At 60.3% G+C, this 26,931-nt stretch carries 28 protein-coding genes (1 of these 28 only partly in view); 16 read left to right on the top strand and 12 right to left on the bottom strand.

Annotation, left to right across the window (positions count from 1 at the left end; translation table 11 throughout):
• Nucleotides 1–74: 74 nt before the first annotated feature.
• A complete protein-coding gene (locus AAID99_RS09185; protein WP_188425799.1) occupies nucleotides 75–716 on the top strand; it encodes a DNA-3-methyladenine glycosylase family protein in 642 nt (213 codons plus the stop codon).
• Nucleotides 717–745: 29 nt separating this feature from the next.
• On the opposite strand, the gene AAID99_RS09180 is transcribed toward AAID99_RS09185, so the two are convergent.
• Both AAID99_RS09180 and AAID99_RS09175 read right to left on the bottom strand, forming a co-directional pair.
• Nucleotides 746–2,137 (bottom strand): M20/M25/M40 family metallo-hydrolase, encoded by a 1,392-nt coding sequence (locus tag AAID99_RS09180; RefSeq protein WP_498493698.1) that lies wholly within the window; start codon nucleotides 2,135–2,137, stop codon nucleotides 746–748.
• Between the two features lie 31 nt (nucleotides 2,138–2,168).
• Nucleotides 2,169–2,948: an alpha/beta fold hydrolase gene (locus AAID99_RS09175; protein WP_188425801.1), complete on the bottom strand. Its 780-nt coding sequence runs from the start codon at nucleotides 2,946–2,948 to the stop codon at nucleotides 2,169–2,171.
• 170 nt (nucleotides 2,949–3,118) lie between these two features.
• Here AAID99_RS09175 and AAID99_RS09170 point away from each other — a divergent pair, with 170 nt between their 5' ends.
• The 8 genes from AAID99_RS09170 to AAID99_RS09135 all read left to right on the top strand — a co-directional run bounded on the left by AAID99_RS09170 (nucleotide 3,119) and on the right by AAID99_RS09135 (nucleotide 10,057).
• Nucleotides 3,119–4,864 carry a chloride channel protein gene (locus AAID99_RS09170; protein WP_188425871.1) on the top strand — a complete coding sequence of 582 codons (1,746 nt, stop codon included), beginning with the start codon at nucleotides 3,119–3,121 and terminating at the stop codon, nucleotides 4,862–4,864.
• Nucleotides 4,865–4,990: 126 nt separating this feature from the next.
• Nucleotides 4,991–5,332 (top strand): AtpZ/AtpI family protein, encoded by a 342-nt coding sequence (locus AAID99_RS09165; RefSeq protein ID WP_229719654.1) that lies wholly within the window; start codon nucleotides 4,991–4,993, stop codon nucleotides 5,330–5,332.
• Nucleotides 5,333–5,422: 90 nt separating this feature from the next.
• Nucleotides 5,423–6,172 (top strand): F0F1 ATP synthase subunit A, encoded by a 750-nt coding sequence (locus tag AAID99_RS09160; protein WP_188425802.1) that lies wholly within the window; start codon nucleotides 5,423–5,425, stop codon nucleotides 6,170–6,172.
• Nucleotides 6,173–6,229: 57 nt separating this feature from the next.
• A complete protein-coding gene (locus AAID99_RS09155) occupies nucleotides 6,230–6,454 on the top strand; it encodes an ATP synthase subunit C family protein (protein ID WP_025824649.1) in 225 nt (74 codons plus the stop codon).
• 21 nt (nucleotides 6,455–6,475) lie between these two features.
• Nucleotides 6,476–7,078, top strand: a complete 603-nt coding sequence (locus AAID99_RS09150; protein WP_188425803.1) for a F0F1 ATP synthase subunit B family protein — start codon at nucleotides 6,476–6,478, stop codon at nucleotides 7,076–7,078.
• Between the two features lie 12 nt (nucleotides 7,079–7,090).
• A complete protein-coding gene (locus AAID99_RS09145) occupies nucleotides 7,091–7,618 on the top strand; it encodes a F0F1 ATP synthase subunit B (protein WP_188425804.1) in 528 nt (175 codons plus the stop codon).
• 52 nt (nucleotides 7,619–7,670) lie between these two features.
• A complete protein-coding gene (locus tag AAID99_RS09140; protein ID WP_188425805.1) occupies nucleotides 7,671–8,396 on the top strand; it encodes a glycosyltransferase family 2 protein in 726 nt (241 codons plus the stop codon).
• A gap of 8 nt (nucleotides 8,397–8,404) precedes the next feature.
• Nucleotides 8,405–10,057 (top strand): ArnT family glycosyltransferase, encoded by a 1,653-nt coding sequence (locus AAID99_RS09135; RefSeq protein ID WP_188425806.1) that lies wholly within the window; start codon nucleotides 8,405–8,407, stop codon nucleotides 10,055–10,057.
• A gap of 91 nt (nucleotides 10,058–10,148) precedes the next feature.
• Here AAID99_RS09135 and AAID99_RS09130 read toward each other — a convergent pair whose 3' ends face one another.
• Nucleotides 10,149–10,280 carry a hypothetical protein gene (locus tag AAID99_RS09130; RefSeq protein ID WP_264784174.1) on the bottom strand — a complete coding sequence of 44 codons (132 nt, stop codon included), beginning with the start codon at nucleotides 10,278–10,280 and terminating at the stop codon, nucleotides 10,149–10,151.
• 180 nt (nucleotides 10,281–10,460) lie between these two features.
• Nucleotides 10,461–10,973 carry a DUF2721 domain-containing protein gene (locus tag AAID99_RS09125; RefSeq protein WP_188425807.1) on the bottom strand — a complete coding sequence of 171 codons (513 nt, stop codon included), beginning with the start codon at nucleotides 10,971–10,973 and terminating at the stop codon, nucleotides 10,461–10,463.
• A 143-nt stretch (nucleotides 10,974–11,116) separates the two neighbouring features.
• Here AAID99_RS09125 and AAID99_RS09120 point away from each other — a divergent pair, with 143 nt between their 5' ends.
• The 3 genes from AAID99_RS09120 to lldD all read left to right on the top strand — a co-directional run bounded on the left by AAID99_RS09120 (nucleotide 11,117) and on the right by lldD (nucleotide 14,607).
• The gene (locus AAID99_RS09120) at nucleotides 11,117–11,941 is read left to right on the top strand and encodes a creatininase family protein (protein ID WP_371869838.1); all 825 of its coding nucleotides are present in this window, start codon (nucleotides 11,117–11,119) and stop codon (nucleotides 11,939–11,941) included.
• Nucleotides 11,942–11,966: 25 nt separating this feature from the next.
• Nucleotides 11,967–13,262 (top strand): YncE family protein, encoded by a 1,296-nt coding sequence (locus AAID99_RS09115; protein ID WP_188425808.1) that lies wholly within the window; start codon nucleotides 11,967–11,969, stop codon nucleotides 13,260–13,262.
• Between the two features lie 202 nt (nucleotides 13,263–13,464).
• Nucleotides 13,465–14,607: an FMN-dependent L-lactate dehydrogenase LldD gene (lldD, locus tag AAID99_RS09110; protein WP_188425809.1), complete on the top strand. Its 1,143-nt coding sequence runs from the start codon at nucleotides 13,465–13,467 to the stop codon at nucleotides 14,605–14,607.
• A gap of 67 nt (nucleotides 14,608–14,674) precedes the next feature.
• Here lldD and AAID99_RS09105 read toward each other — a convergent pair whose 3' ends face one another.
• A complete protein-coding gene (locus tag AAID99_RS09105; RefSeq protein ID WP_229719655.1) occupies nucleotides 14,675–15,655 on the bottom strand; it encodes a SphA family protein in 981 nt (326 codons plus the stop codon).
• Nucleotides 15,656–15,849: 194 nt separating this feature from the next.
• Here AAID99_RS09105 and AAID99_RS09100 point away from each other — a divergent pair, with 194 nt between their 5' ends.
• The 3 genes from AAID99_RS09100 (at nucleotide 15,850) to AAID99_RS09090 (ending at nucleotide 19,036) form a co-directional block, all read left to right on the top strand.
• The gene (locus AAID99_RS09100) at nucleotides 15,850–16,824 is read left to right on the top strand and encodes an AraC-like ligand-binding domain-containing protein (RefSeq protein WP_498493696.1); all 975 of its coding nucleotides are present in this window, start codon (nucleotides 15,850–15,852) and stop codon (nucleotides 16,822–16,824) included.
• 135 nt (nucleotides 16,825–16,959) lie between these two features.
• Nucleotides 16,960–17,988 carry a carbon-nitrogen hydrolase family protein gene (locus AAID99_RS09095; RefSeq protein ID WP_498493694.1) on the top strand — a complete coding sequence of 343 codons (1,029 nt, stop codon included), beginning with the start codon at nucleotides 16,960–16,962 and terminating at the stop codon, nucleotides 17,986–17,988.
• On the top strand, nucleotides 17,870–19,036 hold the full coding sequence (locus AAID99_RS09090; protein WP_306414289.1) for a phenylacetaldoxime dehydratase family protein: 1,167 nt from the start codon (nucleotides 17,870–17,872) through the stop codon (nucleotides 19,034–19,036). The genes AAID99_RS09095 and AAID99_RS09090 overlap by 119 nt, the downstream gene beginning before the upstream one ends.
• 38 nt (nucleotides 19,037–19,074) lie before the next feature.
• Here AAID99_RS09090 and AAID99_RS09085 read toward each other — a convergent pair whose 3' ends face one another.
• The 5 genes from AAID99_RS09085 to AAID99_RS09065 form a co-directional block, all read right to left on the bottom strand.
• A complete protein-coding gene (locus tag AAID99_RS09085; RefSeq protein WP_188425813.1) occupies nucleotides 19,075–19,920 on the bottom strand; it encodes an NADPH-dependent oxidoreductase in 846 nt (281 codons plus the stop codon).
• Nucleotides 19,921–20,013: 93 nt separating this feature from the next.
• Nucleotides 20,014–20,565 carry an adenine phosphoribosyltransferase gene (locus AAID99_RS09080; protein WP_188425814.1) on the bottom strand — a complete coding sequence of 184 codons (552 nt, stop codon included), beginning with the start codon at nucleotides 20,563–20,565 and terminating at the stop codon, nucleotides 20,014–20,016.
• Nucleotides 20,566–20,662: 97 nt separating this feature from the next.
• Nucleotides 20,663–21,034, bottom strand: coding sequence for a response regulator (locus AAID99_RS09075; RefSeq protein WP_188425815.1), 372 nt, complete (start codon nucleotides 21,032–21,034; stop codon nucleotides 20,663–20,665).
• Nucleotides 21,035–21,057: 23 nt separating this feature from the next.
• Nucleotides 21,058–22,356: a multidrug effflux MFS transporter gene (locus tag AAID99_RS09070; RefSeq protein ID WP_332363726.1), complete on the bottom strand. Its 1,299-nt coding sequence runs from the start codon at nucleotides 22,354–22,356 to the stop codon at nucleotides 21,058–21,060.
• A gap of 212 nt (nucleotides 22,357–22,568) precedes the next feature.
• Complete coding sequence (locus AAID99_RS09065; RefSeq protein ID WP_188425816.1) at nucleotides 22,569–23,264, bottom strand: TVP38/TMEM64 family protein; 696 nt, start codon at nucleotides 23,262–23,264, stop codon at nucleotides 22,569–22,571.
• A 387-nt stretch (nucleotides 23,265–23,651) separates the two neighbouring features.
• Here AAID99_RS09065 and AAID99_RS09060 point away from each other — a divergent pair, with 387 nt between their 5' ends.
• A complete protein-coding gene (locus AAID99_RS09060; protein WP_188425817.1) occupies nucleotides 23,652–26,090 on the top strand; it encodes a TonB-dependent receptor in 2,439 nt (812 codons plus the stop codon).
• Here the strand turns inward: AAID99_RS09060 and ybaK are convergent, their stop codons facing one another.
• Both ybaK and AAID99_RS09050 read right to left on the bottom strand, forming a co-directional pair.
• Nucleotides 26,091–26,576, bottom strand: a complete 486-nt coding sequence (ybaK, locus tag AAID99_RS09055; protein ID WP_188425818.1) for a Cys-tRNA(Pro) deacylase — start codon at nucleotides 26,574–26,576, stop codon at nucleotides 26,091–26,093.
• A gap of 70 nt (nucleotides 26,577–26,646) precedes the next feature.
• Nucleotides 26,647–26,931: the 3' portion of a DMT family transporter gene (locus tag AAID99_RS09050; RefSeq protein WP_498493690.1), read on the bottom strand. 615 nt of this gene lie beyond the right edge of the window; the window shows 285 of its 900 coding nt (coding positions 616–900); its start codon lies off the right edge, out of view; the stop codon is at nucleotides 26,647–26,649.

Genomic DNA, 26,931 nt, shown 5'->3' with positions numbered 1-26,931 from the left:
TCTATCATGACATTGGACCCCTGCTCTTGCCAAGCGGGCGAGAAGGTCGCGCTGTAATGGAAGAAGAGAATCATATGCCCGAAGACCCGGACCTCTATACCTGTCTTGGGCAGGACCCAGCCCTTGCGGCGGCGATCGATCGTATCGGGCCCTGTCGCCTCAGGGGATCTGACGGCAAGACACCCTATCAGGCGTTGTTTCGCGCCATTATCGGTCAGCAACTGCATGGCAGGGCGGCGGAAGCGATTCTGGGGCGCGTCTGCGCGCTGACAGATGGCGTCATGCCCGAGCCGGAAGCCCTTCTGGCGCAAAATGATGAGGTCTTGAGAGCCTGCGGCCTGTCTGCCTCGAAACTGCTTGCGCTGCGTGGTCTGGCCGAAGCCAGGCTGACAGGCGTGGTGCCCGGGCTCGAAGAAGCCGCCTCGCTGAGCGATGAGGCATTGATTGCGCGTCTCATCACCCTGCGTGGCATCGGGCGCTGGACGGTGGAGATGTTGCTCATCTTTACATTAAATCGGCGTGATGTGCTGCCAGTAGATGATTTTGGCGTGCGTGCGGGCTGGCAGAAGCTCCATGGACTCGCAGAGCCGCCCAAACCTGCGGCCCTGCGCCGGGAGGGGGAGCGTTTCAGCCCTCATCGCTCGGCGCTGGCATGGTATCTCTGGCGCGCCTCGGAAGAGGGCAAGACGATCAAGAACCCGCTGACGGGCGATTGAGGGAGTCCCTCATCGCCCACAGACCCTGATCAGTTCTGCGAAAGGGCCGGGATGATGGAAAGCAGGAAATGCATGCCGGGCGTGATGGCAGAGAGCGGCACGCGCTCATTCAGCCCATGGCTGAAATTATCAGAGGATTTCATGAAGATCGGGCTCGCCCCGTAGGCGGGCACCCCTTTCTCCCTGAACCACATGCTGTCGCTTGCGCCTGAGCTCATGCTGGCAAAGACCGGGACATCGGGAAAAGCCTGCTGGGCTGCGGTGACGACAGCGGTGGGAAGCGGGCCGTTCATGGGCGAAGGCTGGGTTTCCACGGAGCCTTCACTTCGATCTTCGATACGCACCGCCGGGTTATCGATGATGGCAGCCAGCTCGTGGATGATGTCCATACGGGAGTGGCCGGGGAAAATGCGGCAATTGATATTGGCTTCCGCGCGCTGTGGCAGCGCATTGAGGGCGTGGCCACCTTCAATTCTGGTCGGCACGCAGGTCGTTCCGATGGCGCCCACGAGGGAGGGTTCGGCACGCAGCGTTGCCACGGCCTGTGCATTATCCGGGCTGGCGGCAAAGACGCGCATGGCCGAGGCCAGATGGGGGGTGGTGAAACGCGCGGCGTTGAGGAAATAGCTGCGCGTCAGCGCATTCAGCTCGGGCCGGAATGGATGGGCTTGGATTTTCACGAGCGCCTGAGCCAGGGTCGTTATGGCATTATGTGCTCGTGGCTCAGAGGAGTGGCCACCCGGATCGGTGACGGTCAGTGCGATATCGGCATAGGTCTTTTCAGCCCCTGACCAGCTGTAGAAAAGCGGTTGGCCGCTTTCTTCATCAAGGGTGCCACCACCGACATCGAGATTGAGAACTTCCTGCGCGTTGGAAAGCTGGCTGGCCAGGATCTGGCCCGTCTTCATCGTGGTTTCTTCATCGCCCGAAAGCGCGAGAATGATGTCACGCTTTGGCTTGTAGCCCTGGTGATACAGATGAAGCAGCGCTGTGATAGCCAGAGCGTTGCTCATTTTCATGTCAGAGGCGCCACGACCGTAGAGATAGCCATTTTCCACGACAGGGGTGAAAGGGTCGCGTGCCCAGTCGGAAGCACGAGCGGCCACCACATCCATATGGCCGGAAATGACCAGAGGCTTGAGCGCGCTGTCCTGCCCGGCCCAGCGCAGCACCATATAGGCCGTGTCGTTCAGTCTGGTGATGGTGATGGCATCAGCGGGAAAGCCGCCATCGACCAGTGTCTTGCGATAGAGTTCCGCCACATTGATGGTCTGGTTATCCGCCCCGGCGACCGAATGAAGGGCAATGGAATCCTTGGCCAGGGTAAGCGCCTGAAGCCCGTCCCGCGTCAGGGCGGGAAGCGGGTCGGCCTGCGCGGAACCGATGGAAAGCAGCAGTAACAGCGCGGCGCGTTTGAGCATGAGGCGATACCTTGAAGAGAGGGCTTACCGATCAGATGGTCTCGATGAACCCAAGCATCTTTTCAGAAAAGAGCTTTGGGTTGTCAGCATGGAGCCAATGGCCCGCATCGGGAATGGTCTCAAGCCGGTAATTGGGGAAAAGCCTGCGCATGACCGGTTCGTGATCCTTGCCGATATAGGGAGAGTGCTCCCCTCTCAGAAAGAGTGTCGGCCCTTCATAGACGTACCCTTCGGGAACATAGGGCCAGTTTTCGATATTGGTCATCGAATTGGTGATGTCCTGCAGGCCGATCTGCCAGCCCGGTTCGGTGCCGAGCCTGACATTCTGCAGCATCAGATCGCGGACGCTGCGATTGGGGATGTCCTTCGCCAGAAGCTGGTCTGCCTGCTGCCGGTCGAGCTGATCGGGAAAATGGATATGCAGCATGGCTTCTGCCAGGGCTGCCTGACCGAAGCCGGTGCGGGCAGGGGCCATGTCGCCTATCAGGATGCCGGCAACGAGTTCGGGATATTGCAGTGCCATGATCATGGCGACCTTGCCGCCCATCGAGTGCCCGACCAGAATGGCGGGGAGCGCCTCATGGGCTCGAAGGGTCTCGACCACATCGTCGACCATGGCGGGAAAATCCATGGGGCCGTGCGGGCTTTCGCCATGGTTGCGAAGGTCGAGCGCCAGGGTGCGATGTGTGCGCGACACCTGACGCTGGAGAAAGCCCATATTGCGCGCTCGTCCGAACAGGCCGTGCAGAAAAACGACTGGCGGGTGTCCCCCCGGTTGGGCCGGGAGGCGTTCGATGACGTTCAGCAGCACAGTAGAGGCTCCTTTCGGGGAGGCAGAATGAGCGAAGTCTGGGGTTTTCTGTTGCCTGCGGCAAGTCCGGGCGACAATAAGGGCATCGCTCTCCGCTTGTCTTCAAAGCCGTGTGAGGATCTTTCTTGGCCTCAGGGTTTCGCAGAATTGTCGACTGGTTTCAGCATGTGATGCACGTGCCGTACTATGTGCGTGCGCTCGTTCGATCCAATGAAATCTGGTTGACCGTCCTTGCCGCGGGCGTTGGTATCCTGGCCGGGCTGAGCGTCTGGGTCATGACACGCAGCACGCTTTATGCCCATCGCGTGCTCTACGCCCTTCATAATGACGGGCGTCTTTCCGGGCTGACCAGCCTGAGCCCGTGGCGCACCGTGCTCATGCCCAGTCTTGGCGGGCTCGTGCTTGGGGTTTTCGGGGTGATGCTCGCCCGTCGATTCAGCCACCGCCCGGTTGACCCGATCGAGGCCAATGCCCTGCGTGGCGGACGCATGTCGGTGCGAGACAGCGCTATCGTCGCCTTCCAGACCTTTCTTTCGAACGGAAGTGGCGCGTCTCTTGGGCTGGAGGCCGGATTTACCCAGATTGCCGCAGCGCTGGGAAGCCGATGCGGGCGTCTCTTCCGGGTGCGTCGGGCGGATCTGCGCATTCTCGTCGGCTGTGGTGCGGGTGGCGCGATCGGCGCGGCCTTCAACGCGCCTATCGCCGGGGCCTTCTATGCTTTCGAGCTGGTGATCGGCACCTATTCGCTCGTCAATCTCGCGCCCGTCGCCGTTGCGACCATTGCTGCTGTCGGTACGGCCCATTTCCTGGGGGGTGTCAGTACCACGCTGACGCTTCTGCCTCATGCGCCGCTTACCCTGCATGAAACAATGCCTGTGCTAGTGCTTGGGGTGTTCTGCGGACTGGTGGGCATCGCGACGATGCGTGGCGTGACCCTGGCGGAAACCCTGTTCCGACTGGTTCCGCTGCCGGTCTGGCTGCGCCCTGCGCTGGGTGGCGTCGTGGTGGGGGTGCTGGCGCTTTATTCGCCGTCCATCCTGTCGGCGGGTCACTCGGCAGTCATCAAGGTGCTGGAAGAAGGGTTGCAGCCACTTCCTCTGTTGCTGCTGCTGGTTCTGAAAGTGACAGCCTCTTCCATCTCGATCGGCAGTGGGTTTCGTGGCGGGCTGTTCTTTGCCTCGCTTTATCTTGGTGTGCTGGCAGGGTCGCTTTATGGCTTCGGCATTGCGGCTCTGGGTGTTGGTGGTTTGTCCGTTGCGAGCTGTGCCGTTCTGGGCATGAGTGCCACGGCGGTTGCGATCATCGGCGTGCCGATGACCATGACCTGTCTCATTCTCGAGATGACAGCCGATCTGTCGCTTGCCAGCGGCGTGCTGCTGGCAAGCGTGCTGTCGATGCTCACCGTGCGTCGGCTGTTTGGCTATTCCTTCGCCACCTGGCGTTTTCATCAGCGTGGCGAATCGATTCGTTCAGCCATCGATGTGAGCTGGCTCAGGGCGCTCACGGTCGGACGCCTGATGCAGCGTGAATTCCCATGCAGGCCGGCTGACATGACTGTGGGTGAGGCACGGCAGTGCTGCCCGCTCGGCATGGGGCCTCTTGTGGTTCTGACAGACGGGGTGCGGCGCTATCGCGGGATCGTGTTGGTGTCCGAGATCCATTCCCCGGATCATCCGCCGGAACGGCTGCTGGAAGCGCTGGCCCTGCATCGGGAGATCATGCTTCTCCCCGGTATGGCATGTGAGGAGGCCGTGCATTTCTTCGAGCGTGCTGAAGCCGACGCTCTCGTTGTGGTTGAAAATGACTCCACGTGTCGGATCGTGGGGCTCCTGAGCGAGAAATACGTGCTGCGTCGTTACGCTGAGGCACTGGATCGCACGAGGCGCGAGCTGGCCGGTGAGGCGCGCAGGGTCTGAGCGGCCTGAATGACACCAAGAATTCATTGTCCTGCAGTTACGAGGCGTTGACAGGACACGTCTTGATGGGTAGCAACCGCGCACCAAGGACTCCCCGCTCCGGGGAGAAAGGCGAGGTATGGAATCGTGGGCGCACAGGACGACCTGAACGTTTCCTCGCAAGCGGGAGAAAGCGCTGACAGCTTCGATAGAAGGCTGGCTGATGCTGAGGCCCGGATGCGCGGCAAGAGCGGCAAGGCGGACACGAGCACCACAGAGCAAGAAGGCAGTGCCGACTATTCGGCATTCGGCCTTGCGATGAGGATCGGAACCGAAATGGTTGCGGCGCTCATCGTTGGTGTTGTTCTGGGCTACGGGCTTGATCGCCTGTGCGGAACAAAACCCCTGTTTCTTATCCTTTTCTCGCTCGTCGGCGGTGCAGCAGGGATGCTGAATGTCTGGCGTGCGGTGAAAAACGCCAACGTCTGACAGCGTGGCGCAGTTTTCTGCGTCTTGTTTATTGGTTTCATGGAGCTTTCGGGTTGTCGGAAGCTCTGAATGAGAAGCGGGAGAGGCAGCTTGGCCGCCGGATCAACGATTGACGCGCTCGGCCAGTTCGAGCTTCATCCTGTTCTCGGACAGATTGGCGAAGCCCTGCGCTTCAGCCAGTCGCCGCTCTTCATGCTGATAGCCATCGTGGCCGTTCTGGCGTTCCTGTATCTTGGCATGCGTCCCGCTGCCGTGGTGCCGGGTCGTCTGCAGGCTGCTGCCGAGTTGGGCTATGATTTCATTCATAACATGGCCACCGAGACGATCGGCAAGGAGGGGGCGGCATTCTTTCCCTTCGTTTTTGCGATCTTCTTCTTCATTCTTGCCGGTAACTATCTCGGCCTGATCCCTTACTGCTTCACCTTCACGAGCCATATTGCCGTTACGGCATCTCTGGCCATTCTCGTGTTTCTGGTGTCGATCCTGGCGTCGTTCAAATACCAGGGCGTCAAATTCTTCACGCATTTCATGCCTGAAGGTGCGCCGGTCTTTCTCGCGCCGCTTCTGATCCCGATCGAGATCCTTTCCTTCCTTTCGCGACCTGTCAGCCTGTCGATCCGACTTTTCGCCAACATGATGGCTGGTCACGTTCTGCTCGAAGTTTTTGCCGGTTTCACCCTGATGCTGGCAGGTCTTGGGGCATTCGGTTCAGTGCTGGCTGTGGCGCCCGTCGTCATCAATGTCGCGCTGACGGCTCTGGAATTGCTGGTGGGCGTTCTGCAGGCTTATGTGTTCGCCATCCTCACCTGCATTTATCTGCGTGAGGCCGTGGCGCACTGAGTGCACGCCGCCTTTCACGTTTAACTGTTGTTCTGTCGTAACCAAGGAAACTGACTCATGGACGTTACTGCTGCTCGCGAAATCGGTGCCGGTATTGCTGTTATCGCTCTTGCCGGTGTCGGCATCGGCCTCGGCAACATCTTCTCGACGCTGGTGAGCTCCATCGCTCGCAACCCGGCTGCTCGCCCGCATGTGTTCGGCCTCGGCATGCTCGGCTTCGCGCTGACGGAAGCCGTCGCGCTGTTCGCTCTTCTGATCGCCTTCCTGATCCTGTTCGTCTGATTAGAGAGGCAGGGTAAAGTCATGCGCCTTCCGTCTCGTAATCTCGCTGCCCCGCTGGCCATTGCGCTTGCGCTCGGCGCTGTGCCGGGACGGGCCTGGGCAGCTGGCATGCCGCAGCTCGACTTCGCCAACCCCCTGCTTATCGGGCAGGTGGTCTGGGGCGCGGTCATCTTTGCGGTCTTCTACATTGTTCTGAGCCGCTCGGCCCTGCCGCGTATCGAAGGGGTTCTGACCCATCGACGCAACCGGATCGAGGGCGATCTTGATATTGCCCGCCGTGCCCGTGACGACGCCGATCGCGCCGTTGACGAACTGCGTCGTGCCCGTCATGACGCCGCGGCACAGGCTCAGGCCAATATTGACCGGGTCGTTCACGAAGCCCGTATGGCCGCTGAAGCTCAGACCCACGAAATGAATCATCGGCTCATGACCGATATCGCCGAAGCGGAGAAGCGCATTGCTTCTGCCCGTGCAGAAGCGCTTGCGAGCCTGCCGGGTGTTGCGGCAGATACGGCCCAGAGCCTGATCGAGAAGCTGCTGCGTCCTGCTGGCAATGAGAACACGATCTCTCGCGCCCAGGTGCAGGATGCCGTTCAGGCCGGTCTAGCGGCGAGCAGAGGCTAAGGAAGTCACGCGATGTTCCACGATCAGCGTTTTTATGTCGCTATTTCCTTCGTTCTCTTCTTTGTCCTTTTCGGCGGCAAGCTCTGGAAGGCCATAGCAGCCATTCTTGATGCGCGTGCCGATCAGGTACGGAGCAATCTCGACGAGGCCAGCCGCCTGCGTCGTGAAGCCGAGAAGATGCTAGAGGACGCCACCCGTGAGCGCGAGCAGGCTCTGGCCGAATCCCGCGCCCTGATCGAGCGTTCGCGCGAAGAGGCAGCTGCAATTGCAGAGACCGCACGTCGCGAGGCAGAGGCTGTCGCTTCCCGTCGCGAGCAGATGGCGCGTGATCGCATTGCTGCTTCGGAGCGCGCTGCCATTCGCGAAATGCGCGATCTGGCTGCCGATGCTGCCATCAAGGCGACGCGCAGCCTGCTCGGTCAGCATCTCAGCACGGAGCAGGCTGGTGCCTCAGCCCTGCTGGACTCTGCCATCAGCGATCTGCCGCAGGCTCTCAAGGCTTCAAACGAAGCCGGATCACACAGCCAGAACGCGGCCTGATCATCTGTCCGGGTGGCACTGCCTCCCGGACAAGCCATAGGCGGTTCCTGCCATGAGTGTACGTCTTTCTGTCGTTATTGCCGTTCTCAATGAAGCGGAAAATATCCGCCCCGTCTGCCAGGAACTGGCCGATGTTTTCGAGAACTCCCCCGAAATCGAATTGATCTTTGTCGATGATGGCAGCACCGACGCAACGGTCGAGGCGCTTCTCGCTGAACGTGCGCGTTGTCTGCCTGGCCTGCGCCTGCTGAGCCATGATCGCCGCCTTGGTAAGTCGGCAGCGCTTCGCACCGGCATCGAGGCAGCAAAAGGGCACTGGATCGCGACGCTGGATGGAGACGGACAGGACGATCCGGCCGTCATCATCGACATGCTCAAGCGGGCTGAAGCCTGCAAGGAAGGCGAACCTCTGGTGGTCGGCGTGCGTCTCAAGCGCAATGACCGTCTGTCGCGCGTCATTGCAACCAGATTTGCCAACGGTCTGCGTCGTCGTCTTCTGAACGATGGCTGCCCCGATACCGGCGCCCCCATGAAGCTCTTTGCCCGATCCGCTTTTCTGCGTATCCCGCAATTCGAGGGGGTCCATCGCTTTCTCCCCGCGCTTCTGGGGTGCTATGGGGCAAAGCTGATCTGTGTCGAGACGCGTCATCGCGCACGGCTTCACGGTCAGTCCAAATATACCAATTTCAATCGCGCGCTCGTCGGCATCCGTGATCTTCTGGGTGTCATGTGGCTGCTCAATCGCACGAAACTGCCGGGCCGCGTAACCGAACGCTGAGGGCTCTCATGACTCTGACCTGGCGCCACTATCTCGGCGTGGCCTTGCTGACCCTGCTCATTTTTCTGCCGGGTCGCATGAGCCTTGTCCCTCTCGACCGTGACGAGCCGCGTTACATGGAAGCCTCGGCGCAGATGCTCGAGAGCGGCAATTACGTCGATGTCCGCTTTCTCGACCAGCCGCGTTATCTCCAGCCGGCTGGTATCTACTGGCTCGAGGCCGGGGCGCAAAAGCTCTTCGGGGGCCCTCATGACCGACATGTCGCGTGGCCTTATCGCATTCCCAGCCTGATCGCAGCGGTCTCCGCCGTCACTCTTACAGCCTATCTTGGCGCGACGCTGTTTGGCGGTATGACCGGCCTCATCGCCGCTGCCCTGCTGGCGGTATCGACTCTGCTCACCGCTGAAGGGCGCATGGCGACCATCGATACGGTGCTGCTACTCGACATCCTTCTGGTAGAGACAGCCTTGCTTCGGGCCTATATCGACCAGCAGCGCAACCGGAATACGTCGATCGGCATTGCCCTGCTTTACTGGGGGGCAATGGGCTGCGGTCTCATGCTCAAGGGGCCGGTGGTACTCATCCCTGGTCTCGCGACGCCTCTTGCCCTGCGTATCATCGAACGTCAGGCGGTCTGGTTCGGTCGTCTGCGGCCACGCTGGGGCTGGCTGATCACGCTCGCTGTCGTGCTGCCCTGGTGTATCGCCATCGGCGTGGTGAGCCACGGGGCGTTCTTCTCCCACTCGGTTGGCACCAATTTTCTCGGGAAGATTGGCCATGGTCAGCAGGCGCATGGCCTGCCACCCGGTTTTCATCTCGTGGTGTTCCTGCTGGCTTTCTGGCCGGGATCGCTTTTTCTCGTTCTTGGCCTGCCAGCCATCTGGGCGCGTCATCGCGAGCCCGCCGTTCGCTTTCTGCTTTGCTGGATCGTGCCGCACTGGCTCGTTTTCGAAGCCATCGCGACCAAGCTGCCGCATTATGTGCTGCCCACCTATCCGGCCATAGCTATATTGGCCGCAGCAACCCTGGCCAAATGGCCGCTGACCCGACCCAAAGCGGTGTGGGCGCGCGGGCTCATGGGGCTTTATACGCTGCTCTGGGGCGTGCTGGCGCTGGGCTTTGTCGTGGCTGGGGCCATTCTGCTATGGCAGAGCGAGCACCGCCTCGATTACGGCGCGTTGATTGCGGTATTCGGAGCGTTGCCCCTGGTGCTCTACGCCTTCTGGCTGTTGTGGCAGAGACAGCGTCGGCGTGCGGCCTGGGTCGTGATCGGGGCGGCCGTGGTGGTGCATGCTGGCATCTTCCTGACGGTCATTCCCAATCTGGGGCTGCTGCAGCTGGCCCCGCGCGCAGCGACGCTTTATGACGATTATCGCCCCTGCGAAGACAGCACGCTGGTCTCAGTCTCCTATTCCGAGCCGAGCCTCGCATTTCTGGCAGGGTCGAACACGAAGCTGCTGGGCGTGCCTGCGGCCGCAGAGTATCTCGCGGCGAACGCTTCCTGTGCGCTGGTTCTTGTCGACCATAAGGATGAAGCGGCCCTGACGGCGCATATGCTGGAGAAGGGATTTTCTCTGACGGAATATGGCCGGGTGACCGGTCTCAACTATTCCAATGGCCACCATCTGGATCTGGGGCTCTTTGCGCCTGTGCGCAAATAAAATACTCGGATGAATAGCTTGAAGACGGGAGGCGAGCCGGAGCGGCTATGCTTCTCTTCTTCAAGTAATCATGGTCCTTATCGTGTCTGGATCAGGCTGTGCGGTCGGCAGCAATGGTGGCAACCAGAAGAGCACCAATAACGGGAATGAAAGAGACCATCGTGAGGGCGCTGAGGGCGCTGATCGGATGGGCGAGAAGATTGGCGATTTCGACGCTGAACATCAGGATTTCCTAAGGTGTTTGGTGTGTGGCGGCGGAAAAAGCGCCTAAACCTTCCCCAAGGCAATCGCTGAAAACGCGCTTCAGCAATGCAGTAAATGCATGGAACGAACGTGCTTTCTATTCAGCATTTATTTGCGCGATGGTGGGGTAATAAAATTACGCCCACCACGAGGCTGCTTGCTATCTTGTTGCTTTTACCATGGCGACGGGCTTGGGCAGAGCCCCGTCTCTTTTCAGCCCATGCCATGCAAGAAACGTGTCAGCGAGGAAGGCAGACAGCGCGCCGACCGTGCAGAACAGCGCGCCACCGAAGAGAAAGATGAGCCAGGCGACCGTCTGGCTGTTGTGGAGACTCCCGACAAACAGGGCCAGCGCCGCCCCGCAGGTCGACGCGCCGCCGACGCCACCAAGCATGACAGCGCTGTCGAGAGCGAAGATCCGCCGGCGCAGCCTGCGTTGATGACGTTCGAGCCTTGCCGTCTCATCTGCATCTTCATTGGCCTCATTCAGACGATGGGCCACCTCTTCGACATGGTCGGATACGCGGGCAAGGCGCGTATTGAAGAGGGTCAGCAACGATGCCACGCCCGAAAGCATGAAAACGGGGGTAAGGGCGACCTGAATGACATGGGCCACGCTATCGATTGGTTCGGGGGCCAGCAGGGCGTTGAGGCCGACGGGGTCGAGCGCCATGGGGCAATGGCTCCATATCTGAGTCGGAATGAGTTGGGTGTTTTACAGCTCTGGCAAAACTCTGCAACATCCACGCCCGCCTCTGGCGCCTGTCCGCACCTGTGATAGAACGACTTCGGTTTCTTCAAGAGGAAGTCTCACGCGTGGTTTTAAAGACCTGCCTTCGCCCCAGAGCGCGAGGCTTTTTCCTGTCGGTTCTTCTGGCAGCCGCTTCCGCCGGGGGAGCGCTTTCTGCCGCCCATGCCGAGACGGTCTCTTTCGAGCGACTGACATGGACCGAGATCCAGGCGCGTCTGCAGGGCGGTACCGACACGATCATCGTGCCCGTGGGAGGGACCGAGCAGAGCGGCCCCTATATCGCGGTGGGCAAGCATAATGTGAGGGCACAGAGCCAGGCAGAGCGTATTGCCGAAAGACTGGGCCATACGCTTGTGGCGCCCGTCATTGCCTATGTCCCTGAAGGCAGTACCATCCCACGCAGCTCTCATATGCGCTTTCCCGGCACGATCTCGATTCCGCCCGCCGTCTTTGAGGGCGTGATCGAGGGCGCCGGGGAGAGCTTTCATGTCCAGGGCTTTCGTCGCGTTGTTTTCATCGCCGATCACGGCGGATATTTGTCCTATCTCAAGGCCGCGGTAGAAAAGCTGAACAATAAGTGGCACGGTCAGGGAGAGGCCCTCTATCTGGCGGCGTATTACGACAGTATTGGCGGCGCTTATGCTGATGTCCTGCGTCAGAAAGGCTTTGGCGCAGCGCTCGGCAAACATGCCGATCTGAGTGATACGGCGTTGATGCTGGCGATCGACCCGACGATGGTGCGGCAGGACGCCCTGAAAAAGGCGCCCCTGCCGGGAACCGCCTTGGGTGTCTATGGAGGAGACCCGCGCCCCGCCACGGCGGCGCTGGGGCAGATCGGAACAGAGATTCAGGTTCAGGCAGCGCTCAGTGCCCTTGGCAAGGCCCGCTGAGATCAGTCGTTTTCAAGGAGCATCTATGAAGTTCTCACATCACGCGTTCATCGTATCGCTGTTTGGCGTGGCGCTTGGCGCGGCCCCGGCGACATGGGCGCAGGACGCTGCGCCGAATACTGTTCCGGCGGCCTCTGCGAAACCGGCTGACACGTCAGCTCCTGCAGCCCCGGCCCAACCCGCTGTGCAGACACCGGCTCAGCCCGCAGCTACAGCCGCGCCGACGGCCCAGACGACGCCCGGCGCCGTGCAGACCATTCCCGGCATGCCGCCCGTGATCGACCCGAAGAACATCTATAGCGAGACGGTCGCCGGCAAGATCTCGCCCGCGATCAAGGACGATCTGGCGCGCGTCTATGTGCCCAATCTGCGCGGCAACAGCGTTTCGGTCATCGATCCGGCGACGTTCAAAGTGGTGGACACGTTCAAGGTCGGCCGTAGCCCGCAGCATGTGGTGCCGAGCTGGGATCTGCGCACGCTCTGGGTCACGAATAATGCCGAAGGCAGCAATGATGGCAGCCTGACGCCCATCGACCCGCGCACGGGCAAGCCCGGCACGGCCATCACGGTGGATGACCCCTACAACATGTATTTCACGCCCGATGGCAAATACGCCATCGTGGTGGCCGAAGCGCATGAGCGTCTCGATTTCCGTGATCCGCACACCATGGCGCTGATCGGCTCTGTCGAAGCCCCGCAATGCAAGGGCATCAACCACGCCGATTTCTCCATCGACGGGCGCTATGCGATTTTCACCTGCGAGTTCGGGGGCTATCTGGCCAAGATCGATACGGTCAATCGCAGCCTGATCGGCTATCTGAAGCTGTCCAAGGGCGGTATGCCGCAGGATATCCTGACAGCGCCTGACGGCCATAAATTCTACATTGCCGACATGCATGCCGATGGCGTTTTTGTGGTCGATGGCGACAGTTTCAAGGAAACCGGCTTCATCCCGACCGGCCCTGGCACGCATGGTGAATATCCGAGCCGCGACGGCAAGTTCATGTATGTGGCCAATCGTGGCTCACACAAGATCCATGGCCCGCGTCACAGCCCCGGCAGCATTTCGGTGATCGATTTCGCGACGGATAAGGTGGTCAAGACCTGGCCGATCCCCGGTGGCGGCAGCCCCGACATGGGCAATGTCAGTGCCGATGGCAAGCTGCTCTGGCTCTCGGGCCGTTTCGATGACGTGGCTTATGCCATCAATACCGATACCGGCGAGATGAAGAAGATCCCTGTCGGCGCCGAGCCGCATGGTCTGACCGTCTGGCCGCAGCCGGGTCGCTACAGCATCGGCCATACCGGTATCCTGCGCTAAGCCGGGTCCGGTCAGTATCCAGTCATCCCGGCCTGCAGGCTGGGGTGGCTGACAGTCAGCAGGCGCATCGCCCCAAAACGCCTCCTTCCACAATGACATGATGGCGCGATCCGGCAGCACGGTGATGTGACTGGACGCTTCAGGACGATGCGCTCCTGCTGAACGTTAACAGGAAAACGTTCATTCTCAGGAGCCCGATCCCATGCTGATTTCCGCCCCGACGGATTTTCGCAAGGCCGCTCGCCGCAAGCTGCCGCCTTTCCTTTTCCATTACATCGATGGCGGGGCCTATGCGGAATATACGATGCGCCGCAATCGGGCCGATCTGTCGCATGTTGCGCTGAGACAGCGCGTCCTGCGCAATGTGTCGGGTCTGGATACCTCGACCACGCTTCTGGGGCAGAAGCTGAGCCTTCCTGCGGCTCTCGCACCTGTGGGCCTGACCGGCATGTATGCACGGCGTGGCGAAGTGCAGGCAGCCCGTGCGGCAGCCCGCAAGGGCATTCCCTTTACCCTTTCCACTGTCTCGGTCTGCCCGATCGAAGAGGTGCAGAGCCAGAGCCCGGCACCCATCTGGTTTCAGCTCTATGTGCTGAAAGACCGGGGTTTCATGCGCAACGTGCTTGAGCGCGCGCGTGATGCCGGGGTGACGACGCTCGTCTTCACGGTAGACATGCCGACGCCCGGTGCACGCTATCGCGACGTTCACTCCGGCATGTCAGGCCCCTATGCTGCCGCACGGCGCATTGCCCAGGCTGTGCTGCATCCCGAATGGGCCTGGGATGTGGGGCTGAATGGCAAGCCGCATGATCTGGGCAATATCTCGACCTATCGCGGTCATCCGACAGGTCTGGAGGATTATATCGGCTGGCTGGCCCAGAATTTCGATCCGTCGATCAGCTGGAAGGATCTGGAATGGATCCGCACCTTCTGGAAAGGCCCGATGATCATCAAGGGTATTCTCGACCCTGAAGACGCCCGTGATGCGCAGCGCTTTGGCGCCGATGGCATCGTGGTGTCCAATCATGGTGGCAGACAGCTCGATGGTGTGCTGTCGAGCTGTCGCGCTCTGCCGCCAATCGCAGACGCAGTGAAGGGGGAGATGGCCATTCTGGCCGATTCCGGTGTGCGGTCCGGTCTGGATATCGCCCGCATGGTGGCGCTTGGCGCCGATGCCGTGCTTCTGGGGCGGGCATATATCTACGCGCTGGCTGCAGGCGGGCAGAGCGGGGTCGAGAAGCTGCTCGATCTGATGGAGCGGGAATTGCGCGTGGCCATGACCCTGACCGGGGCGCGGTCGATTGCCGAGATCACATCGGACAGTCTCGTCAGGGCCATGGGCTGATCTGCCTTCACGCCCCGGTCTCACATGAGTGCCGGGGGAGTGAAGGGTGGGACCGGGGCGACGCTTCTCAGAGCGGCATCTGGAACTGGACCCAGTAACGGTCGCCGCGCGTGCTGTTCTGCACGCCCATCTCGTGCTGCCATTTGAAAGCAACCGCGTAGGGTGGTTTGAAAAACCAGATGAGTTGCGGGCCAAGTCCATATTTGGCCAGTCGGTTGCCATCGCCGACACGCCGTCCTTTCTGCACGTCATTGGTAAATTGCGACGTCACAAAGCCGTTCAGTCCGAGGCGAAGCTGGGGTAGGGCGGGGGTGAGCATGTAATTTGCGCCGAAATCGATATTGATCACATTGCCTGATTTGTAATCGGTAGCCCCGTTTTTGGTGTTTATCTGCAATTCGCCTTCCGCTGAGACATCGAAGCGTTTTGTAGGCATCCAAGTCAAAGCGGCCTCCTGATTGAAGCCGAAGACATGAGTCGACTCACTGACGACATCGGTCTTGCTGAAGGAGCCGATGGGCAGAAATGCCCCTTCACCGAGATAGATATGCAGCTTGGGCGTGTGCCATGAGAGATAGAGTGGCGCGAGATAGAGCCAGTTGGCGCCAAAAGCCGTGCCGCCCTGTCCCCCCGCGCGCAGCGTCAGGCTGTTGATCGCCAGAATGGCGCTGCTCGAGATCGTGGCGCCCAGAAACTCGCCGTGCCAGCTATGGAACAGCCGGGCAGCATTGGCGATGGCGGTTGCCCTGAAGCCCGGCACTGCAGACTTCCGGCTTGTGCTCGAATAGGCGCCGTTAGGATTGACCACAAAGTAATCCTGCCACAGCGTCTGGCCGGGCGCTGGTGTCAGGGCTGGATAGATTGTCTGCACGCCCGAGGCCCAGTTGGTCTGGCCGCCTTCTGTTGCGGCGGCTTGCGTCACGATGCCTGGACAGAAGGTGCCAATGGAGAGCACCCCTGTGGCAAGCATCCCGATGGAGAATGTCCTTCTGGAAAGTGCCTTGAGGCAGAGCGTGAGGGCCACGCCGGTTTTCAGGATCTGTTTCATCTCACCCCCGCTTGAAATCGAGCGGGAATGTCAGCATGCAGGGCGCAGGCAACTCTTGTCTGCAGGAGAGCTTTCTTTTGTCCGAAGGCTTCGGATTGTTCTAAAGCGGAACAATAACGATACCGCAACATTTTGCGCCGTGCTAACCGGTGGGTTACGCGGTCGGATGACAGCATTGACGGAGGCAGAATGACATGCCGCTGGTATTGCAGAGCTATGATATTGCCGGTCTGCCGCCTCGGGCGGGAGTCGAGTTCTGGCACGATATCGTCTGTCGATCTTTTGTGCCGCTTGAATGCAAGCCGGAGCAGGCCGGGTTTCAGGGGGCCGTCACCCGTCTGGCGCTCGATAATTGCAGTGTCTCGACCGTGCGTTCCAGCGCGCAGTCGGTATCGCGCACTCGCCGCCTGATCAGCGCATCAGAGGAGACCTATTATCTGCTGAGCCTCGGCGTCAGTGGCAGGGCGCAGGTATTGCAGGATGGCCGTGAGGCCATCGTCCTGCCGGGCACATTTGCGCTTTATCATACGAACCGCCCCTATACGCTGCGTTTCGACCGGGATTTCGAGCAGATCGTCTTCATGCTTCCCACCGATGCCCTGAATGCGCGCTTCGGTCATGCTGAGTATCTCACCGCGACCCTGATCGACGATTCCAATCCGCTTGTAGATCTGACCCGTCATTTCCTGACGGGGTTGATGGCCACGACGCGGCCCATGCCTGACATGCTCGTGTCCAGGCTCACCGCCCAGGCCGCCGAACTGGTGGCGACCATGCTGATCGCCTCGGGTAATCGCTCAGGGGCGCCGACATCGCATCGCATGGCCATGGGGCTGCAGATACGCAATGCCATCGAGATGCGCCTGCGCGACCCGGATCTCGGGCGCAGGATGCTCGCTGAACAGTTTCGTATTTCCACGCGCTATCTCGATGATCTCTTTACCGATGAGGGCATGGGGGTTGCGGAATATATAATGAAGCGTCGCCTCGAATGGGCGCGGGATGCGCTCTCTGACCCGAGCCGTGACCGTTACCAGATCGGCGAGATCGCGCGCATGAGCGGTTTTGTCAGCCAGGCCCATTTCAGTCGGGTCTTTTCTGCGGCTCATGGCTGTGCGCCGCGTGACTATCGCAACAACCGCCAGAACAGGCTCGCCTTGCTCGTCTGAGGGCTCTGCGAGGGCGAAAAGAGGCAGGCATGTTTTGCTTCCCTCCCAGACAAGACAGAAATTCGTTCCGACCTAAGATCGATTTTGTTCCGGGCATTTCCCGCCCGATCAGATATCAACGGACGGAGCAGGAAAGTGAGTCTCAAGCACCCCCGATACAAGATCGCTGTCGTGCAGGCAGCCCCTGTCTTTCTTGATCTCGATGCCACCATCGACAAGACGATCGCCCTGATCAAGGAAGCCGCCGCCTCCGGCGCCGCATTGATCGCTTTTCCCGAAACCTTCATTCCCGGCTATCCGTGGCATATCTGGCTCGACAGCCCGGCCTGGTCGATCGGCAAGGGTTTCACCAGCCGTTATTTCGACAATTCGCTCGCTTATGACAGTCCCGAGGCCGACCGCCTGCGCAAGGCCGTCAGAGACGCAGGCATCACGGCTGTGCTGGGGCTGTCGGAGCGTTTTGAAGGCTCGCTCTATATCGCCCAGTGGGTTCTCGGCCCCGATGGCGAGACCATTGCCACCCGTCGCAAGCTGCGCGTGACCCATGTAGAGCGCACTGTCTATGGCGAGGGGGATGGCAGCGATCTGGCGGTGCATGATGTGCCGGGCCTTGGCCGGGTCGGCGCGCTCTGTTGCTGGGAGCATATCCAGCCTCTGACGAAATACGCGATGTATGCCCAGAACGAGCAGGTACATGTCGGCGCCTGGCCGAGCTTCTCGCTGTACGAGCCTTTCGCCCATGCGCTGAGCGCCGAGGTCAATACGGCAGCGTCGCGGGTGTACGCGGTCGAGGGCGGATGCTTCGTGCTGGCGCCATGCGCCATCGTCTCCGAAGCCATGCTCGACGAGCTGTGCGACACGCCAAACAAGCGTGAGCTGCTGCGTGCAGGTGGCGCTGCGGCGCGCATTTTCGGCCCGGATGGGCGCGAACTGGCGACACCACTCGCAGCGGATGAAGAGGGGCTGCTCTACGCCGAGATCGATCTTGCGGCCATTCCGATTGCCAAGGCTTCGGCCGATCCGGTCGGGCATTATTCGCGCCCCGATGTCACCCGTCTTCTGTTCAATCCGACTAGGGCGCGGCGCGTGGAATATGTGCGACCGGCCGAGCCTGAGCCGGTGGAAAGCGCCTCTTTCTCGTTTCCGCTCTCTGGCGAGGTCTAATCCTATGGAAAGCGCCATTGCTCCTCATCTCCGCTGCCCGCGAAGCCGGGAACGGCGAAGCGCCGATGACTTTCAGCCGCCGTTTCCTGCCTGGACTGCGCGCGGCAATACAGGGTCTTCCCAGCTCGTCATGGGATATTTCGGGGTGCAATGGCGTGGGGATGCCGAAGGAGAAAAGGCAAAGGCGCTGTTGTCTGAACTCGTCAGGCAACTCGGCACGGGTGTAGCGGCCCGGAATGTCGAGCGCGCCGTGTTCGTCGATGGCGCTGGCTGTGACAATGAGGTGGCCATCGGCTACTGGCCGGATGAGGCCGCCTATCAGAGCTGGTGGCAGCAGCATGAGGCCTGGTGGGCCGATCCGGCACGGGAGAATGAGGGTGTCGGACTGTATCGCGAGATCTTCCTGCCACGAACGACCCATCTCGAAACGCTTTCCAGCGCCTCTGACCGGCTGGAAGGCGTCGGCATCATGCTGGGAGAGAGAAGTGCTGAGCCGATACAGGAACATGGCTACTGGGGTGGGATGCGCGATCGTCTGCCCGCCAGTCAGACAGAGGCGCTTGCCTCGTCAGGTGCGCGAAAGATCGGGTCAGAGACACCTCGACGGCGGTTTGTGATCAGTCATGAAGGGGTGGCCCTGATCCGGTCGGGTCAGGACTGGTCCGATGTCACAGGGGAAGAACTGGCTCTTTATCGGGACCGCATCGAACCGACGCTGCGTGCCGGCATGGATTTCCTGCGGGATGAGGGGCTGGCGATTGGCTGTCACTTCAATCGCTACATGCAGGTCAGCACTGCCAATGGTGGCAAGCCCTGTCGCAGCTTCGGCATGAGCGCCTGGCGCGATCTGGCCGCCATGGAGAACTGGGCCGAGCATCATCCGACCCACAAGGCCATTTTCGGCGATTTTCTTCAGGTGGTGCAGGCCTTGCAGGGGCGGCTCGATCTGCGCCTTTTTCATGAGGTCGCCGTGTTGCAGGCCGACGCCCAGATCCTCGAGTATATTAGCTGCCATGATCAGACCGGCATGCTGAACGGCGCGGTCTGACCAGAGGGACGAGAAGGGGAGCCGCGTGCTCCCTCGCATTATTTCAGGCGGAACCCGAGTGCCCTGAGCGAGGCGAGCATGGTGTCGCGCCCATGCAGCCCTGCCTTGGTGGCGATGCGTCTGACCATGGTCTCTGACCAGCGGCGGGGCGGCAGTCCCTGCTCTTTCTGGAACGCGTCATCAAGCGCGTCATAAGTGGCAATGCATTCAGCCTCTGTGCTGGCATCATAATGCTCACGATGCAGGACAGCCTGCTGGGGCAGGCGAGGCTTGATGCTCGCTGGCTTTTCCGGGTCAGGATAACCGACGCAGAGCCCGAACAGACCGACACAGCCTTCAGGCAAGGTCAGCTTCTCGGCAATCTCCTCCGGATGATTGCGCAGGCCACCAATATAGACGGTGCCAAGCCCTGCGGCTTCAAGCGCGCTGACAGCATTCTGGGCCGCGAGGGCGGTGTCGATCGTGGCGATCAGGAAGGATTCTGCATAGTCGAGCGCTTCATGGGTTTCGCCAGCGCGTATTGCCAGTCGCTGCAGACGCGAGAGATCGGCAACCCAGACGAGAAAGACCGGTGCTGTCGCTATATGCTCCTGATTGCCGCAAAGGGCGGCAAAACGCGCACGGCGCACCGGGTCTTCAACGGCAATGACACTCCAGCATTGCAGATTGCTCGAGCTTGCGGCCGACTGGGCTGCTGCGATGGCGGCCTCGATCGTACCTTCGGGAAGCGTATCGGGCAGATAGGCCCTGACCGAGCGATGGGCGAGAAGGGCGTCGAAAACGGCGCTCTGGCTGACCGGGTTGGAGGTCAGCGCTTCGGCCAGAGCCTCAGGCAGGAGCGTGCGATAGCGCTGCTGCCAGAGGGAAGAGAGGCGATCTGTCATGGCTGGGCTCCGCATGAGGGGGCCTGCCGTAAACCGGGCGGTTCAGTCCTTGCCATTGGGCTGGACTGTCAACCGCCCTGTGGGGCGCAGGCCTCAGGCCGGGTAGGTTAGAAGCGAATGCAGTGGCACGTCCAGCTTGTCGCGGCCACCGAGACCGTCGAGTTCGACCAGCACCGACGTGCCCACAACTTCGGCGCCGACATTCTGCAGCAGCTTGATCGAGGCGGCGAGCGTGCCGCCTGTTGCCAGCAGATCATCGAGCACGACCACGCGCTGGCCGGGCTTGATGGCATCGGCCTGGATATGCAGCTCGTCATGGCCATATTCGAGGCCGTATTTCAGCGAGATGGTCTTGCCAGGCAGCTTGCCGGGCTTGCGCAGCATGATGAAGCCGCAGCCGAGACGCATCGCGACGGGAGCGGCTGTCAGGAAGCCGCGGCTTTCGATTCCGGCCAGCAGATCGGGCTGCCAGGGCGCAATGGCGCGGGTGAGGCGTGCGGTGGCAATCTGCCAGGCATCGGCGTTACGGATCAGGGTCGAAATGTCATAGAACAGGATGCCCGGCTTGGGGAAATCCGGGATCTCGCGAATGTATTTCTTGAGATCGAGCTCGGGCTGGTCACCATGCGGAGTGTTCTGGGTCATGTTCCTGCTTCTCTTCCCTGCTGCATAACATCGTCAAAAGGCGCGGCATCTAGCCGCGTCATGCCTCAAATGTAAATGTCAGGCGCTCTTACTAATGTCAGCGCGCCGATTCACGCGCTTTTTCGACAGCCTCGATCAGCGCTGCACGGCGAAACGGCTTGGGCAGAATCACGGCACCCGGCACCAGATCGTCGCGCGACGAGGCGTCTTCGAAATCGCCCGAGATCAGAATGACCGGCAGACCGGGCTGGGTCTCGCGCAGTTTGCGCGCAAGGGCGTCACCATTGAGCGCGCCCGGCAGATTGAGATCGGAAATGATCAGGGACGGGGCGCGGGCTGCTGCAAGAGAAAGTGCCTCGTCAGCCGAGATGGCCCGGTCGATCGTCTGTCCGGCAGAGGAAAGGATCGCCTCGACAATAAGGGCGATTGAATCGTCATCCTCTACCAGCAGGACAGGCGAATCGGTCATAAATGGCTCTCCGGAAAGGCTGATCACTCAGCCGAAACTACAGGGTGGTGGGCATGCGGGCGCATTACGGCAAATACGCCCATCATGAGGGCCGCAAACAGCATGAGTGCTGCCATGGGCATGGGGGTATCAGCCGGAAGAACACCGATTGCCGTGCTCGCAAGAGATCCTAGTGCATATTGCATGGTTCCCGCGAATGCAGATGCGCTTCCTGCATATTGCGACTGATTGCTCAGCGCGCCAACCATGGCATTGGGACCGATAATGCCGGTCATGCCAAGAGTAATCATCATGCATCCGACGATCGGGAGCAGCATGACCGGGCGGATATGATGCGTCGGGCCGGGATATTGTTCGGCCACCATCACGACGACCAGAAGAGCGATGGCACCCAGCACCGAAAACGCGATCCCCCAGCCGAGCATGGCAGACGAACTGACGCGCCCGACAAGTGCGCCATTGATCTGCGACGAGCCGATCATGCACACGGCGAACAGTCCGAACAGCATGCCGTAATGGGCCGGTGTGAAACCGAAGATGTGCTCGAAAACCGTTGGCGCCGCGGTCAGATAGGTGAACGAGAGAAAGCCGCAGAAACCCCAAACCAGAGCGTTGGTGATAAAGCTTCGCTCACGGGCGATGAAGAGATAGCGATGCAGCAGCGAAAGCGGGCGCAGCTCGCGACGGCTTTCGCGTGGCAGGGTCTCGGGAAAGGCGCGCAGCAGCAGAAGCACGCAAAGCGCGCCATAAACCGCCGACACCCAGAAGATCGCCCGCCAGCTGATATAGTCGAGGGCTATCCCGCCCAGCATGGGGGCGAGAATGGGCACGATCCCCTGGATAAGGATCAGTTTCGACATCAGCTTCGCGGCGTCATTCCCTGTCGAGAGATCGCGCACGCAGGCACTCGGGATGACGATGCTGGCCGAAGCGGCGACGGCTGCGATCAGTCTGAACAGACACATCTCGGTCATGGTCGTCGCCATGGCGCAACCGACACTGCCCAATGTGTAAATACTCATCCCGACAAGCATGGGAATGCGTCGCCCGAAACGGTCGGCCAGTGGGCCCATGGTGATCTGTCCGATCGCCAGCCCGACCATCCAGGCTGACAGCGTCATGCCCGCGCTGCCTGCCGGAGAATGCAGCGATTTCTCGAGCGCCGGGAAGGCGGGCAGATAGATATCTGTCGAGACCGGGCCAACCGCAGTCAGAAATCCCAGAAGGAGGGGAAGCCAGCCTGGCATGGCGACAGGCACTGCGTCGGTCTGACGCCCGGTGGCTGAATTGTCAGAAAAAGAGATCCCGTCGGGAGAGGCCATGAGGCGCTCCTGCTGGATGAAGGGCTACGAAAAAATAGACGAAGGCCCCATATCGGTCGGGGCGCGCGCTCTTCAAGCGCATCAGGAACAAGGCAGTTTTCAGGCCAGTCTCTGGCAATGAGGTGTCAGATATCGCAGAGCGGGCGTTTTTCAATCTCTTTTTTGTTATCGCCCCGACTTTTAATCTGTCCGTCCCGAAGAGCGCTACTGTATCATCCTTCTTGTCCGGTCACGTTGCGCTCTGCCAGAGCCGCCAGTTCGCCCCCCTCACGCCGGCCTCTGGCGAGAAGCACCCAGGCGAGAAGGGATGATCCGGCGAAAAGCAGGATTCCCAGTCCGATCTGAACGCCCTGCCCAAGCTGAGCCCCGGCGCCGATCAGCACGAAGACAAGATTCTGGGGAATGGCGCCGATGAAACTCGCCCAAGCAAAGGCACCAAGCGGCACGCCATAGAGTCCGGCCGCCGCCGTGACCATCAGGGCCGAACCGACCGGCATGAGCCGTAGCGTCAGCACAGCCTGAAAAGGCGCTTTTTCCAGAACATGGCCTACCAGACGCAATCTGCCCCTGAAGCGCTCCTGCCAGCGCTGGCGCTGTGCGGGGCTGGCCAGTCGGCGCATCCACAGAAATCCGAGCACCGTACCACCCAGCGTCGCGGCCGAGGCCAGGCCAAAGCCGGACAATGTTCCGAACATCAGTCCGGCCGCGAGGCAGAGCGCCTGACGGGGCAGACCGAAAAGGCTGTAGGGAATGCCGATGGCAAGGAAGATCAGCGGGGCGAGGGGCTGGTTTTTCCAGCTTTCAATGGTGCCCAGCAGGGCGCGGGTTACAGGAAAGGCACGCACGAGCAGAAGCAGCCCGATGATGATCAGGATCGTCAGTGCCGGCTTCCATAGGCCCTTGGGCAAGGAACGTCTTGTCGGGGGAAGAGGCGTCAGGGGATGGGCTCCAATCTGTGCACAGACCGCGCTCAGAGCATTATCCGGCAAAGTATCGTCTGATCTTGTGGCAGAAGCATGTCAGCCAACAGGGCCGCAGCCATCCTGATCCATTCGACCAGTCTGAATACCAAAGCCTCTAGCAGCCGTCATCTGCTTTAGGAAGCGCCAGATGATGCAGATGGGTAACAGTGGGTGACGATTCAGTCACTTCCGCTTAATTGTCACAGAGGTTTCGTTGCTGTCTCTTAACGTAACTGGTAGCCGGGAAGTAGGTTTCTGTTTGATATCGTAACGAATGCGACCAGATCGAATAGTGCCACCTGTTTTGTCCAGTGCCGAGGGAAACGCCACTCTATGTCGTCCAGTTTCACGCATCGCTGTCTTAAGATGCTGCTTGCAGGCACCGCCCTTGCTGGCAGCGTTCAGGTATCGACCGCCGCGCCGACACGCCACAAGCATCATGCGTCCACACATCGGACGGCATCGCCTGCCACTACGCCGGTCGCCGCTACCGCTGCCCCCGTCGCAATGACGGCGCCGCGCCCGACGCCTGCCCCTGTCATGGCGCGCTCGCAGCCCGAAGAAATCGCCGTGACTGGCCGCAGCAGCCGTACCCGCCAGCCGGGTGGTGGCCTGATGCGCGTCGAGACGGCTCCCAAGGCTGTCCAGACCATCACGCATGACTTCATTGCCAAGCTGGCACCGAGCGTGAACCTGCAGCAGGTCATCGCCATGCTGCCTTCTGCCAACGTTACACAGGCCGATCCTTTCGGTCTCTACACGGGTCAGACGAATATCCGTGGCTTTGACGGCACTGAAGTGGGCTGGCTGCTCGATGGCGCGCCGCTCAACGATATCGGTGGCGGTCAGTTCTACGCCAACGAAGTGCTGGAATCCGAAAACCTCGACAACGTTTCGGTGCAGCCGGGTTCGGTCAATATCGATACGCCGGTCACCAGCGCTTCGGCTGGCATGACCTCGATGACCATGAGCAACCCGTCGCATCATGCCGGGGGCATCATGGATGTGTCCTTCGGTTCATTCGACACGTTCCGCCAGTTCATTCGTCTTAATTCGGGCGATATCGGCAATAGCGGCGTGCGTGCCATGTTTGCCTTCAGCCATACCAAGGGTAACACTTGGCGTGGCCCTGGTCAGGCTGAGAAGTACCACTACGATTTCAAGCTGGTGAAGGATTTCCGCAATGGAAGCCACACCGGTCTGACAGTGGCCTATAACGATCAGACGAATGATTTCTATCTGGCTCCGAATCTCAGCCAGTGGCGCACAACGGGCTATTCGACCAATTATGCGACCGATTATGTGGGTCCGACATCGGCTGGAGCAAATTACTACAAGCTGCACGTCAACCCGTTCGAAAACGTGGTGGCGGTTCTGCCGACTCATCTTGTCATCACGCCCAAGCTGACGCTCGAAGATTCACTCTATTTCTGGCATGGCATCGGCAACGGAACCGGCGCATCGGTTATCAATGCTTCGACCTATATGGGCAATCAGGCAGTCAAGCTTGACCTGGGCGGCGCCAAGAGCGTTCTGGCTCTTGCTCCGTCAAACCAGGAGCAGTTCCGTACCGGCAACACGATCGCGCTGCATTACAAGCCGGACAATCATCACGATCTGACGCTTGGCTGGTGGTATGAATATGCCAATCTCTACCAGTATTCGCCCTATGGCATTGTCAATCAGGCAACGGGTGAGGCGAACAATATCTGGGGGACGACCAACACCATCCAGACGACCTCGGGTCAGCCGTTCCGTGCGCGTGACTTCCTGTCACTCACGCAGGTCAATACGATCTTCATCGGCGATACGATGAAGTATTTCAATGATCGCCTGAATATCCTGGTTGGCTTCAAGGAAGCCATGGTGACGCGTCGGATGTATAACTACACGCCCGGCACGCAGTATAACCGCAATCTACACACACCCGAGCCGCTGCCGCAGATCGGTATTTTGTGGAATTTCAACAAGCATCATCAGATCTATGTGTCGGGTAGCACCAACTTCAAGGCGCCATCCAATACGTCTCTGGTGGACTATTATGGCACATCAGGTGTGCAGACCCAGAAGGGTGGTGCGTCCAAGCCTGAATATACAATTCAGGAAGAGCTGGGCTATCGCTATAACGGCGAGCTGATTGTGGGCTCTATCTCGTTCTTCAACTACAACCTGACGAACCGCCAGCAGACCCTCAATTATTATGACGGGAACGCAGGCGCGAGCTACAGCCAGACGGTCAACGCGGGTGGCCAGACCACACGCGGCGTCGATATCCAGCTTTCAACGCGCGCCTGGCATCACCTGCGCCCCTATGCGACGTTTGAATATCTGCACTCGACCATCGACAACAATATCCGTGTCGGTACGGATCTGCTGCCGACAGCGGGCAAGATTGCCGTTCGTGCGCCTTCCAAGCAGGCTAAGCTTGGGCTTGACTACGATCTGGGCGGGTTCTGGATTTCGGGTCAGATCATGTATGTCGGCAAGCAATATGCCAGCTTCATGAATGACAGCTCCATTCCGCAATATGTCACCAACCAGGTCGGCATCGGCTATCGCTTCAAGAATGCAGGCTTCATGAAGTCGCCGCAGATCCAGCTGAACATGACGAACCTGACCGGTGCCAAGTTCCGCAGCGGTGTCTATGGCTTCACTACCAACCTGAATGCGACCAAGGGCGTGAATGGCACCATGATCGCAGCGGGCAACCAGCCGACCTACTACCTCAACCCGCCCTTCTCGGCGATGGTCACCCTTTCCACCGGATTCTGATCATTCAGTCAGAGGTGCCACCGTCCAGCCAAAATGGCTGGCGGTCGGTTGCGGGGTGATCTCGCATTGCAGGCCTCTGCGGCCTGCATTCACAAAGATCGTTTCCTGTTCGAACGCGTGCTGGTCCAGAAGGATCGGCACGCGTTTTTTTTGTCCGAACGGGCTGATACCGCCCGTCTTGTAGGCTGTGAGGCGTTCCGCATCGGGCGGTGCCATCATGGCGGCCGATTTGCCACCAAGGGCGGCGGCAACGGCCTTGAGATGCAGCTTGTGATCAGACCTGATGATCGCGCAGGCGGGTTTGTCCTTGTCCACCCAGACCATCAGCGTCTTGAAAACACGCTCTGGCGAGACGCCGAGCGACTCTGCTGCCTGTAATCCCTTGCGGCCTGCCTCAGGGTCATACTCATGGGTGTGCAGGGTATAGGCGATTCCTTCTTTCTCCAGCAGAACGAGGGCAGGGGTCTGGCCAGAGGCGGGCTTCATCGGTGCTTCTCCTGATGGGTCTTTTCAGGGCTCCATCAGAAAACCGGCCTGCGCCTCTGTCAAATCAGGCTCAGCCCTGTTCGACTTCGACGGGCTGGGGCAGGGGCCTGCGGCGCAGGAAGGCAAGCACATTGCCAAGCAGGATCAGCACCAGTCCGGCCAGCATGGGCGCCGACCAGTGAACCTGCTCAAAAAAGGCAGACATGCCGAGCGCGATGACGGGAGAAAGAATGGTGGCATAGGCCGCCCGATCTGCGCCGATCCGTCGCACCAGTTCAAGATAGAACAGAAATCCGGCTACCGAACCGAACACTGCCAGATAGAGCAGCCCGCCAACCCAGCTGGCCGTCAGCGG

This window comes from Asaia sp. Ae19-3 (assembly GCF_059801175.1).
This window is presented reverse-complemented; position numbering and strand designations above follow the sequence as displayed.

What these genes read in the sequence shown, in the direction of transcription:
- AAID99_RS09105 (WP_229719655.1), bottom strand. Translation starts at nt 15,655, where the DNA reads ATGAAACAGATCCTGAAAACCGGCGTGGCCCTCACGCTCTGCCTCAAG.
- lldD (WP_188425809.1), top strand. Translation starts at nt 13,465, where the DNA reads ATGCTGATTTCCGCCCCGACGGATTTTCGCAAGGCCGCTCGCCGCAAG.
- AAID99_RS09150 (WP_188425803.1), top strand. Translation starts at nt 6,476, where the DNA reads ATGCGCCTTCCGTCTCGTAATCTCGCTGCCCCGCTGGCCATTGCGCTT.
- AAID99_RS09170 (WP_188425871.1), top strand. Translation starts at nt 3,119, where the DNA reads ATGCACGTGCCGTACTATGTGCGTGCGCTCGTTCGATCCAATGAAATC.
- AAID99_RS09060 (WP_188425817.1), top strand. Translation starts at nt 23,652, where the DNA reads ATGTCGTCCAGTTTCACGCATCGCTGTCTTAAGATGCTGCTTGCAGGC.
- AAID99_RS09155 (WP_025824649.1), top strand. Translation starts at nt 6,230, where the DNA reads ATGGACGTTACTGCTGCTCGCGAAATCGGTGCCGGTATTGCTGTTATC.
- AAID99_RS09070 (WP_332363726.1), bottom strand. Translation starts at nt 22,356, where the DNA reads ATGGCCTCTCCCGACGGGATCTCTTTTTCTGACAATTCAGCCACCGGG.
- AAID99_RS09180 (WP_498493698.1), bottom strand. Translation starts at nt 2,137, where the DNA reads ATGCTCAAACGCGCCGCGCTGTTACTGCTGCTTTCCATCGGTTCCGCG.
- AAID99_RS09135 (WP_188425806.1), top strand. Translation starts at nt 8,405, where the DNA reads ATGACTCTGACCTGGCGCCACTATCTCGGCGTGGCCTTGCTGACCCTG.
- AAID99_RS09185 (WP_188425799.1), top strand. Translation starts at nt 75, where the DNA reads ATGCCCGAAGACCCGGACCTCTATACCTGTCTTGGGCAGGACCCAGCC.
- AAID99_RS09130 (WP_264784174.1), bottom strand. Translation starts at nt 10,280, where the DNA reads ATGTTCAGCGTCGAAATCGCCAATCTTCTCGCCCATCCGATCAGCGCC.
- AAID99_RS09115 (WP_188425808.1), top strand. Translation starts at nt 11,967, where the DNA reads ATGAAGTTCTCACATCACGCGTTCATCGTATCGCTGTTTGGCGTGGCG.
- AAID99_RS09125 (WP_188425807.1), bottom strand. Translation starts at nt 10,973, where the DNA reads ATGGCGCTCGACCCCGTCGGCCTCAACGCCCTGCTGGCCCCCGAACCA.
- AAID99_RS09085 (WP_188425813.1), bottom strand. Translation starts at nt 19,920, where the DNA reads ATGACAGATCGCCTCTCTTCCCTCTGGCAGCAGCGCTATCGCACGCTC.
- AAID99_RS09075 (WP_188425815.1), bottom strand. Translation starts at nt 21,034, where the DNA reads ATGACCGATTCGCCTGTCCTGCTGGTAGAGGATGACGATTCAATCGCC.
- AAID99_RS09090 (WP_306414289.1), top strand. Translation starts at nt 17,870, where the DNA reads ATGTCACCCGTCTTCTGTTCAATCCGACTAGGGCGCGGCGCGTGGAAT.
- AAID99_RS09140 (WP_188425805.1), top strand. Translation starts at nt 7,671, where the DNA reads ATGAGTGTACGTCTTTCTGTCGTTATTGCCGTTCTCAATGAAGCGGAA.
- ybaK (WP_188425818.1), bottom strand. Translation starts at nt 26,576, where the DNA reads ATGAAGCCCGCCTCTGGCCAGACCCCTGCCCTCGTTCTGCTGGAGAAA.
- AAID99_RS09145 (WP_188425804.1), top strand. Translation starts at nt 7,091, where the DNA reads ATGTTCCACGATCAGCGTTTTTATGTCGCTATTTCCTTCGTTCTCTTC.
- AAID99_RS09080 (WP_188425814.1), bottom strand. Translation starts at nt 20,565, where the DNA reads ATGACCCAGAACACTCCGCATGGTGACCAGCCCGAGCTCGATCTCAAG.
- AAID99_RS09100 (WP_498493696.1), top strand. Translation starts at nt 15,850, where the DNA reads ATGCCGCTGGTATTGCAGAGCTATGATATTGCCGGTCTGCCGCCTCGG.